We start from the raw sequence: 13454 nt of genomic DNA, 5'->3' as shown, positions 1-13454 counted from the left end.
ACCTACACCTATCGCACCGCCGACACCAACCCCTCCTGGGGTTACGGCTTCTGCTACCTGTAGTCCAGCATTGTTGAAACAAATTGCCAGTGCTACTTTACAATTTGCCAGCGCAGCTCTTGCTTTTTATTCCTCCTTTTTACCAGCCTTAGCAAATGCACTTTAATTCTCTTTTCTTTCTGATTAAAAAGTAATAAAGCGCGCCCTTCACCTGTTTGTGGCTGAGATGCCATTCTTTATAATTATTCAGAATGGCATCAAGAAATGAAATTAGATTAGCCAAATACATTCCTGATGCTCAAAATTAAGATCATTCGTAAAAATCACTTTGCACAAATGTCTCAGGCCACAAACTTTCAAATGCAACAGCTTCAAGCTCTAATTGCAGATTATCTTCTAAACGGATCATAAAGCAGCCACCAAAGGGCATGTGATGATGTTTAAACATCTTCTCCCAATATCTTTTAGTAGCACCCTCTCCTGAAAAAGCCCCATCAATTTTAATAGTAGAAAAAAAACCAACCCCTGAGTATGTTCTTTCTAAGACATCCGCATTTTTCAGGTATTCTATTTTAATATTATTATCTTCCTCAAATGTAAAAATCAGTGCAAACAACTCCTCATCGGTAAGCGTCATTAGAATGGCCTCATTGTTGCTGTTGAAATTCTGAATTCACCATTAATTATTATACCTTTTACACTAACATAATTATTTCCTACTCGTACTGTTACCCAACTGCCTGTTTGATAGTTTCCTGGATTCTCGGCTAATGACTGTGCTGCTCTATGCATTTCTTTTAAAGCTTGTTCTCGAGACCCGAACTCATTTATTAAACTATCCATTTCATGCTTATCAGCAAAGATATGGGATACCTTATTTGAATCATACCCTAATTTTTCAACATCTTTCTGAGCTTGCTGATTCCTCCCATTTTCCTCATCTCCTGGCTCCCATCCTCCCGGAGTTCCTGAACCAGCCCCACCATATTCAGCTTTTTCTTCATCAGTAAGATTAGCACCCGCATTTGGGTTTTCTTTTTCATCCGTAAGAGTCTCACCGATGGCAACACCAACACCTGTCGCAATAGCCGTTCCGCCGCCACGCGGTCCCAATCCCCCTTCTATAAGAGGATTGTTACGACATGCCCACGGTTCCTGTGAGCACAACGCACTGCTTACCGAATTATTCTCAACCTCCACTTTCGCCGCATTGCCCGCGCTCACCATTCCGCTGGTGTCACCGCTCGCCACGCCGCCGCCGGCTGCGCCCACAGCCGCCACCAGGTTAAGGATCACCATCTTCTCATCCGGGTTTAACTTATCGGCGTCTTTACCATACAGCGCCTGAGCAAACATATTCGCTCCGGCTGAGGCGATAAACCCGCCAATGGCGCCTGCAGTGGCATTGCCGCCCTGCGCTTTGGCAAGGGCGGCGGAAATCACCGTGTGCAGCGCAATACGTGCTTCTTCGTTTTTCCCGGCGGCCTCTTTAACCAGTCTCGCCAGTACAGGCGCGGCGCCTGCTGCCATACCGCTCTGCACATTGCCGCCCAGCACACCCGACAGCAGGCCGGTCAGGGCAGAGCTGGCAGTCCAGAATGGGCTACCAATGCCGTACTCCGCATCCACCGCTTTAAACTCGGCGGAGCCCATGACTTTGGTGTTGATTTCTTTTTCGCTCAGGCCATCCAGTTCGCCGCGTGCCGCCATCTCGTCGCGCACTTTCTTCTTCGATGCGTCGAGTTTGCTGTCCATATACGCCGTCATAGCCTGCGTACCCAGCGACGTCGCCTGCTGCTGAATGTCCAGCTTGTCCTGGATAGCCTGCTTGTCGAAGTTGTTCTCCAGCGCTTTGTGGGCGTTTGCGGTGTCGCGGCTCAGATCCGCCACATCCTGTTTCTGGTTCGCCTTGTCGCGGATGATAATGTCACCTGCGGCAATCGCGCTGTGTGTGGTGCTGCTGGCACTCTCCGACACGCTGGCTATCGTCACTGAAGGCATCCCACCAGGGACCCCTTTATAACCACCGGACTGTCCGTCTTTCGCCGTCTCCCCACTGATTGCCGAGTAGTTCCCCGATTCCTTGTCTTCCGCCACACCCCCTGACACGCTAATGCCGAACAGGCTGCCGCTGGACTCCGCCTTGTTATGGATGTCGCGCCAGCCCAGCGTATCGGTGCTGAGGCGGTTTTTGGCGGCTTCAGCATCAGAGGCAATCACCGCGCCATCCAGCTGCGTGTGGCTCCCCACGTTAATGTCGAAGCCGCCTTTACCGGCAAAAATCCCGCTCTGGTCGATAACCGACTGGTAGTCGTTATTCATCTTGCCGCTGCTGGCACTCACGCTACCCTGCACCGATGTTCCGGCGCAGATAGGCGGCACGCAAATGCTCACATTCACGCCACTGGAGCTGGACTTACTGTCGTATTCGGCTTTGTCCTGCTGGCTGCTGATGGTTAGGTTGCGGCCCACATCGGCAATCACCCGTTCGCCATGCAGCTCCGCCCCCTGGAGGGTGGTATCGCGACCGCTGTTAACCGTCAGCGTCTCATCCGCATGGACCTGGCTGTTGTGGTTAACCAGGCTGCTGCCGTTCTCTTTACTCTTCGAGCGGCTGGCCCCGATATCCACCGAGAAACCGTTTTGCTGACCCACCGCCGAGAAGCTCACGCCCAGCGAGTACTGGCTGCCGCTGCTGTTGCTCTTCTGCTTGTCGGTATCCTGTGCTGCCGCCAGCGTGATATCGCGTCCGGCATCCAGTACCACGTTTTTGCCGGTGATATTCACGCCCTGGGCGGTGATATCCTGGTCGGCTTTAACAATCACCGACTCCCCGGCAGCCAGGTTACTGCCCTGCTGTTGCTGGCTGCGGTAATCCTGATTCTCTTTCGAGGAACCCACTGAAACGCCCACGCTGACCCGCACCATCGACTCGTTGTACGCTTCTTTCGCCACGTTAATGGCAGCGGTCAGCCCGGCCTGAGCGGCATAAATCCCCGTCAGACGCGGGTCACGCCCCTCTTCTGCTGAGCGGGCAGCATTCTCCAGTGCCTGGGCCGCGGTGACGATCCAACCGGACGTCGACGCTTTTACGGCGTACTGGGTAGAAGAGGACTGACTCTGGGTGTGTAAGCTGTCTTCACTGACATCCAGGCGCACGTTTTCGCCACTGAGCACCAGCGACTTACCGGCGCTGATGTCGGCCCCGTCCACCGAGAGATCTTTTTTCGCCTGCAGGGAAATATCGCCGTCCTTGCTGACGACCTGGCTGCGCAGCGTACTTTGCTTGTTGCTGTCGAGTTGGGAGGCGTGTTTCGAGCTGCTGTAACCGACTTTACCGCTGTAGCCATCGCCGCCGAGGCTGCCGATCATGCTATCGCTGCCGCTCTGCTTGTCGTTGACCGTGTTATTGCCGGTGGTGATGTTGATATCGCCGTTTTTCGCCGACAGCAGCAAATCATTAATCGACGCCAGGGAACTGCCGGACAGATTCACATGCCCGTTCTGACTGGTGATGTAGACATCTTTGCCTGAAATTTCGCTGCCGGTCTGGGCGGTAGTCTGCCTGTCGCCCTTGCTGCTGGATTGCTCCATGCCAAACGGCAGGACCTGGGCACCGTGGTTCGGCCCACCGTTCACGGCACGGATAGCAGAGCCGATGGTCGGCATCGCGGAGGTAATGCTCCAGCTACTGCTGCTGGAACGGGTGCTCAGGCTCTCTTTATCAGTTGAGGTGGTGATATCGATATTGTTTTTCGCATCGATAATCACTGATTCACCCGCGCCCAGGCGGCTGCCGCCAATCAGCACATCACCCTGACCTTTTGTGCCTGTGGCATTGAGCTGAATGTTGCCTGCCGCCGTCAGGTTACTGCCGGTGGCAAACTCGGCGGAGTAATTAGATTCACTCTTCGATGATGAACGCCCGTAACTGATGGGCAACTCGGTAGGGCCGCCCGCGTCAGTGATGGTTGCGCCAATTTCACCGGCGAGGGTTTTGCCCTGTGTAATGCCACTGCCGCCCATTTTGACGATGTCGCGCAGGTTACGTACCGCATCCACAATCGGGTTCGAGAAGGAGATCCCCACCCTGCTGCTTTTGCTGCTCTGCTTCACCGTTTCCTGCACCACATCTTTGCCAGGGATAATCGCAATATCGCTGGCGGTGATGTCGATGTGTCCGGTTTTACGGCTGGTATCATCTGCCGCACGCGCCGCGACCACGTCGGTCGCGCTCAGGGTAGCCTTCTCGCCGGCGTTGATGATGACATTGCCGCCGGTGGTGCCAATCACGCTGCGGGCATCGCTCTCTTTAACCTCGTTGCCTTTACGTGACAGCTTCGACGATTGAGAGCCAATGGTGATGCCCAGGCCGCTGCCAAAGACGCCGCTCTTTTTAGTCTCCTTCATGTCGTAATGCGAAGACGTTTCGGTTGCCGCTTCGAGGGTGACGTCTTTACCTGCTTTCAGTGCAACATCACCATCTGCCGCTACCGCAGAGCCTCTCACCAGCAGGTTGTTTTGCGCCTGCAGCGAGACATTGTCGCCACTCAGTAACGTGCCCTTCTCATTAGTCGAGCTGGATTCATTAATGGTGTGGGTGGTTTTCTTGCTCAGGAATCCTTTTTTGGTGGTGATTTTTTCCCGGTAGGAGTAGTCACTTTCAGTGGCGGTCGTGAGCGTAATATCACGCCCTGCGCTGACCCCAATGTCGCCCTTCGCCAGCACCTCTGTCGCCGCCGATGTCACATCGCGCCCGGCCACAATCACCGTGTCGGTGCCGCTGGCAATTTCCGTTCCCTGCTGGCGCACGGCTTCGTTGATCACCGTATTCTTACTGGATTTGTAGCTATCGCCCTCGGTGGTAGCTTCAGCCTCCAGGTTGACGTCGCGTCCGGCCTGAATGGCCACTTGCCCTTCGGCCGCCAGTGCTGCCGCCTGTGAGGTGACGTCCTGGCCTGCGCTCAGTTTCAGGTCGCTACCCGCGCTGACGGTGGTGCGGTCCAGCCCGGTGGAGTGGGTTTCACTTTTGCCTTTACTGCTGCTCTGTTCGGTCTGCGCGGCATTCAGGTTGAGGTTGTTGCCTGCCGCCAGTTCCGCACTTTTGCCTGCGCTCAGGTCGCTGGCAACAAGGGTGATGTCGTTCCCCGCCTGCACGGCCAGGTTGCCACCGGCGCTGATGCTGCTGCCCTGCCAGGTCGTTTTGGCGGTGCTGGTCGCTGTTTTACCGAAGAAGCCCGACTGGCTGTAATCGTCGTTAACCTGAATGGCCTTCACTGTGACGTCGCCACCCGCATCGAGCAGCATGTCGCCGCCGGAGGCCAGTTTAGCGCCCACCAGACTGATGTCGTTCCAGGCACTCAGCGACAGCCCGTCCTGGGCGGTGATGCTGGCGGTGCTGCCCAGCGTGGTCTCCTGGAAACCGACCGTGCCGTATTTGTTCTTCGCCGTCAGTGAATACTGGTCGGCAAGGGTGATGTTGTTGATGCTGCCGTCAAGGCTCTCAAGCTGAACGGTTTTGCCGCTGATAGTGGAGCTGAGGTTGTTGATGTCGCCGATGGCGCTGAGGTTGAGGTTGCCCCCCGCGCTAATCAGCCCATTGCCGGTGTTGTTGATCTGCCCGCTGCTTTCAACCATCAGGTCGGTTTTCGCCAGCAGGGTGCTGCCGTCGTTGGTGATGTTGCCGCCGCTCAGGTTGACGTTATTCCCGGCAATCACGCTGCCGTTACTGACCGTCACGTCCTTCGGCGACAGGTACACTTTCGGCACCATTACCGTTTCGCCGTTAATGGTCGCGGTTTCCCACCACAGGATGCTGTGGTTGAGGGCCGCTATCTGATCGGCGGTAAGAGAGACGCCAAATTGCAGTCCCAGCGACTGCTGCGCGCTGGCGGCGTTGTCCATCAGATACTGCATCTGCGCGAGATCGGAACCCACGCCGTTCAGGTAGCGATTGCCGGTCTGGTTCAGGATCACGTTGCTGACATAGCGCGTATCAAAGGCCGCATCGCCCAGGAAGCGGTAGTCATAATCCGGTTTTAAATTGATACGCGAGAGCATGTACGACGAACCGAGGAACTGCTTCTCATCGGTGTAGGCCGTATTGGTTTCACGCGGTGCCGCTGAGGGGCTAATGCCCAGCAGCTTATTCAGGTCGCCAAACAGCGCCGGGTCGAGCTGCCCCAGGCCATCAAGTTTCGGGTTAACGGTAATCAGGTACGGGCTTTTCGGGTTGGTGGTCACCACAAAATAGCCATCGTTACCCGTCGGCAGCGGGTACGCGCTGGTGTCGACGGTTTTGCCCTGATACTGGCCCAGTGCGCCATTGCTGGCATTCTTCAGCGCGGCTGTTGTGGCCCCGGCATTTGCCAGGTTGTTAAGCTGCCCGAGATTAGCATTGCCGGTTTGCTTAGAGGTTACCGTTGTCAGGCCAGCGCCTGATGTACCGCTGTTGTCGAGCGCGCCGCCGCCGTTAATCTGCTGTAAGGCGTTCTGTAACTGGTCCTGCCATTGCGGAGAATTCACCGCCACCGGCCCGGTGTTCGCCAGCGCTTCTTTTTGCACGCTACCGCCAATACTCTGGTTGCTGAGAGTATTGAGGGAAGGCGCGGTGATGGTAGTAGCAACACCGCCTGCATTCGCGGTAGTGTTGGTATTACTGATATTACTGCTAAAGTTGGCGGCTACCGTGCCTCCGGCCTGGATGACGGCGCGGTAGTTAATTCCGTCGCTTGTCGTGTCGGTAATGAGATCCGGTACCGCAACATATCTTACTGTTCTTGCCGTAGGGTAATCATATTTATTCATTAACCCTTTAACGCTGGTATATGAGGGAATATCATAAAGCTCATGGTCACAATCATATTCACAAAGATACGAATAGCGATAAACCTGATATACCGATGTCCTGCTTGTAATAGCCGAGGCGTTGTTTAACGTTCCACCAGAAAGGTACACATTTTTCTGCGCCAGAATATCGCTGGCATTATTATCTAATAGCGAAGCTGATACGGATAAATTAGCACCGGAAGCAATGCGGGCAGCCCCTCCCTGAGCCGTCGCAGTGACAGTTTTTTCACTAACCAGCTCAGTAATATCATCAGTCGGTGCTTTAAAAACAAAAGCGACACGATCATAGCAATGCTCGTTTTTATTGCCACCACATTGCTCATAGACGTAATACTGTAATTTATTGCGATCAATGTCCGTGAGCAGAATATCGTAATAAGCCACGCCACTTCCGGCATTATTATTCTCCGTTGTGGTGGTCGCGAAGCCATCCCGCGTATTCAATAAATGCCCGGTCTTGATCGTAATATCACCATTGCGCGTCTCTATCGTACCGGAGGTGTTAATCACATCGGCACTGGCATTGCCCGCCGCATCTTTCTGCATCCACAGATTATTCCCGGCGAGGATATTGCCGCGCTGGTTGGTAATACTGTTGGCATAGAGCGCCATATTATTCGCGGCATACAGCAGCGCGGTATTGATCAGTGAACCCGGCGCACTCAGTGTCAGGTTACCGAGCGTGCCCACAAAACCGTTGGCGGTGATATTGCCACGGCTTGCCAGGGTGATATCGCCGCCACCCTGAATGGAACTTCCGGTATTAAGCACCACCTGGCTACCGCTCAGGGTGCTGGAGCCCGATCCGGTTGTTATCTGCCCGTTGTTGGTCAGCTGCCCGCCTGCGGTGAGGTTTACCGCCTGGCCCTGCATCACGCTCTGGTTGGTTATTGCCCCGTTGCTGCTGATGGCGAGGGTTTTACCTGCCGCCAGCGTCGTCTGGGCGGTAAAGCCACTGGTCAGTTGCAGCGTCAGGTTGCCCAGCGCCACAATCTGGCCCAGCGCATTCAACCCCGTCGCGCCCACGAAGAGGTCACCGCCGCTGAACAGTTTCCCGCTGGCAGATTGATCCACTTGTGTGGCGTTAACCGTTAATTTAGAGGTGCCCAGCAGCGTGCCGTTGTTGGTGATTTGCCGGTAGTTAAGCGCCAGTTCCCCCGCCTGGGTGGTGCCCTGGTTGGTGAACGTGTCTCCGGTGAGCGTCATCTGATCGGCCACCAGCTTGCCGCTACCCGTATTGCTCGCTGCATTAAGGATCAGGTTGGTCGCCTGCAGCAACCCCACACCCGTGTATTGCGGTGCGGTCAGCGTCAGACGCCCGCCGGACAGCACTTTGCCGTCGTTACTGGCAAGCGTCGTGGCATCAAGGCGGGTTTCCCCACTGCCCTGAATCAATCCATAGTTGAGCATGGACGGCGTCGTGATAGCCAACCCGCGTCCACTGACAATTTCGCCATTGGCATTATTCGTGAGGTTGCCCGCCAGCGTCAGCGTGGTATCACTGTCGCTTTGCAGCCGACCACTGTTGGTCAACGCCCCGGTGGTTATCGCGAGCGTACCCCCCACCACTTTCCCCTGGTTTGCCACCGATGCCGCTGTCACGCTGAGCGCACCGCTACTTTGCAGCGTGCCTGTCGGCTGCTGGGTCAGTGCACCATTGAGGGTAAGCGTCAGGCCATTAACGCCGCTGGTCACGCCGCCGTTGGTCAAGGTATCTGCATTCAGCACCAGATTATTTGCCGCCCACTGGCCCTGATTGGTCAGCGCCAGCGCATCGAGGGCAGCACTGCCCATCGCGGTGATTTTGCTGCCCGCCGTGCTGTTTAACGTGCCGGAGACGCTGATATTCAGCCCGTCGGCGCTCTGTATCGCACCACTGTTCTCCAGCGACTGGGCAGTCAGCAGGATGTTTTTGCCCTGCCATACGCCAGCGTTAGTGACTGACCCGGCGGTCACATCCAGCGTGCCCTGAGTCAGCAGTTGTCCATTAGCACCGTTGATCAAAGTAAGCTGCGGGGTCGCCATAGCCATGCGAGCCATCAGCGTCTTTTTCGCATCCAGCGTCAGACTGTCCAGCCCGGTGAGCACGCCGTTGTTGGTGATGCTGTCCTGATGCAGCGCCAGGCTTTTCCCCTGCACGCTGCCCTGGTTCTTCAGCGTCTGCCCGCTGAGAGTGGCTGCACCCTCACTGAGAATGCTGCCGCTGTTATCCGTTTGCTGGGTACGAATCGCCAGATCCTTCTGGCTCATGATGCTGCCCGGTGTGGTGAGGGTACCGGCTACGTCCGCCGTCAGTACTTCCTGACTCAGCAGCGAACCTTTATGCGTCCAGTCATCTGCAGTGACGTTGACCAGACCGCCCTGCAACGTGCCCTGGGTTGTGAGTTGTCCGGCAGTGAGCGTTAAGTCGCCGCCGCTCAGGGTACGGGAGTTCACGTCCGTGGTGAGGGTATCGGCTTGCAGTACAAGGCCCGTTGTGCCCTGCCACAATCCACTGTTGCTAAGAGAACCGGCATTCAGCGCCAGCGTGTCCCCGATAAGACGCCCGCTGTTGTTAAGCGAAGTGGCCCGAAGGTCGGTGCTGCCAGCGCTGATCAGCTGACCACCGTTGATGAGATCGCCGCTGAACACCCCGGTCAGGTTGGTAAGGCCGTTGATCACACCCTGGTTGTCGAGGGTCGTACCTGTTAACCCAATACGATTACCCTGAAGCGTACCTGCGTTATTCAGCACATCGACGTTAACGGTGAAATCCCCGCCAGAGAGCCATTTCCCCGCCGTGGCGTTGGTCATGCGCTGCGCTGTGGCTTGCGCCTGCTGCGTTCCCTGAATCAGGCCGCTGTTGGTTATCCCGGTGGCTGTCAGCGCAACCGTATTCCCGGCAATCTGCCCACTGTTGGCGATCGTGTCGCCGTACAGCGTTGCGCCATTGTGCGCCAGCAGCACACCCGGATTATTCAGCAGGGTGTCAACGTGCAGATCCAGCGCGTCGGCTTCCAGGTTCCCACCGTTGAGTAAAGTGTTCCCCTTCAACGTAAAGCCACCGTTCACATACAGCAGCCCCTGGTTCTCCAGTCGGTCGAGGTTCAAATCCAGCGCGCTGCCGCTGATAAATTGCCCGTTCGCACCGTTCAGCAGATTTCTCGTGGTCAGCGTCAGGCTCTCATTGCCCTGCAAAATGCCATTGCTGGTAAGAGACGGCGCGCTGATATTCAGGTTTTTCGCCGCCAGCTTGCCGTCATTGAGCAACGTACCGGCAGAGAGCGTGGAGAGGTTCTGGCTCAGCAAGGTACCTTTGTTATTCAGCGTTCCGGTCAGGGTGGCGCTGAGGTTATCCTGTGCCTGTACCGCGCCGCCGTTCTGCCAGTTGTCTGCGGTGAGCGTCAGGGCACGACTTTGGATCTGCCCCTGGTTATCAATCTCTTTACCTTGCAGCGTCAGTGTGTTGCCGCTCAGAACCTGACCGTTGGACGTACTGGTAAACGTGTTGCCATCCCAGTTCAGGGTGTCGCTGCCCTGCAAAATGCCGCTGTTTTGCAAATCGCTGTGTAGCGCGAGCACCTTCGCCGCCAGCGTCCCGCTGTTCTGGCTCTGATTTGCTGTCAGCGTCAGCGTCTTCTGGCTGAGTATTTTGCCCTGGTTGGTAACGTTGCCATCGACCTTAGCCGTGATCCCGTTTTCACCCAGCGCATTACCGCTGTTGATCCACTCGCCTGTTGCCAGATCCAGCGTGTCGCCCTGGATCTGCCCACGGTTATCGAGCCGATCGTGGGTGAGCGTTACAGCACCGTTACTCAGGACTACCCCGCCCTGTTGGTTAACCAATTGCGTACCTTTCGCTACCAGTGCATTAATGCCCTGCAACGTGCCGCTGTTGGTGATAACCGCACTTTCCAGCGAAAGATCGCTGGCGGAAATGAGTCCGCTGTTGAGCAGTTCCGGGGTAAAGAGCGTGGCGTCCTGTGCGGCGGTGATCTGCCCGGCTGCGCTGTTTTTCGCGTGCTGCGTCAGGTTCAGTAACAGCGACGTCGCCGTCAGGTTGCCACTGTTATCGAGCGTCTGACCGTTAAGCACCAGCGTCCCGCCACTGCGTAACGTACCGCTGTTGGTCGTCTCTGCGGTCGTGAGCGTGAGTGCATCGTTCCCTTGCACACTGCCCTGGTTTACCAGGCTATTTGCCGTCACAGAGAGCTGTTTCGCCCCCAGCAAACCGGCGTTGGTGATGCTGTCGGCGGTAAACGCCAGCCCCTCGTCTGCCAGCAGACGCCCGGTGCTGCGGTTATCCACGGACTGGTAACCCACATCGAAAGTCACGCCGTTGATCTCACCGGTGTTCGTCAGCGAACGACCGCCCAGGCGCAGATGGCTGTCGGTGGTGATCAGGCCACTGTTGTTGAGCTCCGGGATGTCGAACGTCAGGTCGTGCACGCTGTAGAGCGTGCCGCCGGCCAGGTTATCCAGCCGATCGGTGTGCAGGCCAAAGGTGTTTGTGCCCTGCAATAATCCGCTGTTGGTGATGTGATTACCGCTGAGCGAGAGCGCATCCGCCTGCATCGTGCCACTGTTGGTCAGTTGCGTCCCGCTGACCGTTAAGGTGCCGGTTCCCATCGCACCGCTATTTGTAATCTGGTCACCCTGCAGAGTTAAGGCATCTGCAACCAGTGTCCCGCTGTTGGTTATCTGTCCACCATTCATGGACAGTGCATTTGATACCAGTTTGCCACTGTTGATCAGCGTTTGTGGGGCATTCAGCGTGATGTTATCTGCGCTGGATTTGCCACCGTGGCTCAGGCTTTTTGCCGTCACCGTGAGCGCATTTTTCGCCGCCTGCGTCCCGTCCAGCGTCGCGCTGTTGGCCTGGAGGTTGAGTGTGTCACTGCTTTGCAGCTGCGCATGCGTGCCGGTCTCGACATCATCCGCCGTTACCGTCAGGTTGCCCGTGGCGCTGACCTGACCATCAAAACCCGCATGCTGCGTGGCGTTCAGGTGGATCTCACCCAGACTGGACGTTAAGGATCCTTCACCGCCGTACAGGTTTCCGGCATTGACCGTCAGCCCCTGTTGCCCGGACAGCGTCCCGTTTTGCGTCCAGGTTCCGGCGTCAATCTGTAGCAGGCCATCACTGAGCGTTTTCCCCTGCCCACCGTTTTCCAGTGCGCCCGTGAGGGAGAGGGTCATATCGCCGCTCGCACTCAAGGTCCCCGACTGGCTTAACGCGTCCCCGGTCAGCGACAGCACATCACTACTCTGCAATGCACCGCTGTTTTGCGTTGTTCCGGCATGAACAGTCACGCCGTTACCCTGAATGTTACCGCTGTTACTGAGGCGGGAGGCCTGCGCGTCCACCCGGCCTTTCGCCGCCAGTTTGCCGCTGTTATCGAGCGTGCTGGCTGAAAGCGCCAGGCTACCTGACGTATTCACCTCTCCCTGGTTGGTGATATCACCCCCGATCAGGCGTACATCGCCTGCCGCATCGGCACGGCTGGTGCCGTCCAGCCCAATCTGGCTGGCGCTCATCGTCAGCCCCTTCCCGCTGGTCAGGGTGCTGTTGGTTGCCGAGAGCGTGCCGTTACTGTTAAGAGAAACCGCCCCGTCCGCCACCACTGTCGCGTCTTTAAGAGCCAGATCCTGGGTACTGGTGAGAGTCGCTGTGCCACCCGCCTTGTGCTCGCCCGTCAGGTTCACACCGGCGCCTCTGGCGTTCAGCGAACCGCTGGCAAGACTGTTTTTCACCGTCAGTTTGCCGCTGGCATCCAGGGTGATATCGCCCTGGCGCGCGGTCAGATTTCCGAGGTTGACCCCCACCCCTTTATCGCTGGAGACCAGGTGAATACGGTTGGCGTACATTCCGCCCAGTGCGCCAGTATCGACGGCAACCGTGGGGGCCGCACTTTGTGAGGCAATCGCCGTGGCTTTGCCACTGGCGTCCACGCGGTTGGCGCCGACGGTGACCGTTAAATCTTTGGCATGAATCGCCGCGTTGACTTCGGTCGCACGGGAGATCAGCGACAGAGCATCACTGCCGCTGGCATCCAGTCCCTGGCCTTCAATGGTGATGGAGCCCTGGGTCACATCCAGTGCCGCGAGATTGCCGTTAGCATCGAATTGCGGTTTTCCGGTCGTCAGCGTGGCGTTAGGCGTGTTGATAAAACCGCAGCCGTTACAGGTAATGCCATAAGGGTTAGCCACGATAACGTTCGCCGCCTTCCCGCCCACTTCGGTGTAGCCCTGCAGTTGTGAACGGCTGGCCCCCACCACTTCGTTCACGATGCCACGGGCTTCTTTTCCGGCCTTCAGGTTCGGGTTGTTCTGGATTAACCCGCCCAGTTGCGTTTGCGTGAGCTGCCCGGTGGCGTTATTGAGGATCAGCCCTTCCTTGCCGACGTTGTAGTCCTGGAACTGGTTGTGCGAAATACCGGATGCATTGGGGGTGGCAATGTTCACCACCGGCACGCCATTGGCCGCCTTATCCATCGTGGTCTGGCCGTTTGGCGTGATCGCCGCCGCAAAGGCAGGGGCGACGGGTTGCCAGACCAGCAGACTGATAATCAGCCAGCTGATGACGCGCTGCGAGCGATGAACCGGTTTCGTACTATCCATGTTTG

The 13454-nt window shown here is 56.8% G+C and carries 2 protein-coding genes; both read right to left on the bottom strand.

Annotated elements, in window-relative coordinates; translation table 11 throughout:
* Positions 1 to 310: 310 nt before the first annotated feature.
* Positions 311 to 637, bottom strand: a complete 327-nt coding sequence (locus tag AC5JPW_RS00615) for a hypothetical protein (RefSeq protein ID WP_494237701.1) — start codon at positions 635 to 637, stop codon at positions 311 to 313.
* Positions 637 to 13449 (bottom strand): hemagglutinin repeat-containing protein, encoded by a 12813-nt coding sequence (locus AC5JPW_RS00610; protein WP_494237700.1) that lies wholly within the window; start codon positions 13447 to 13449, stop codon positions 637 to 639. The genes AC5JPW_RS00615 and AC5JPW_RS00610 overlap by 1 nt, the downstream gene beginning before the upstream one ends.
* Between the last annotated feature and the right edge of the window lie 5 nt (positions 13450 to 13454).

Source organism: Phytobacter sp. (assembly GCF_059074235.1).
The sequence above is the reverse complement of the archived record's forward strand: the minus strand, read 5'-3'. Positions and strand labels throughout refer to the sequence as shown.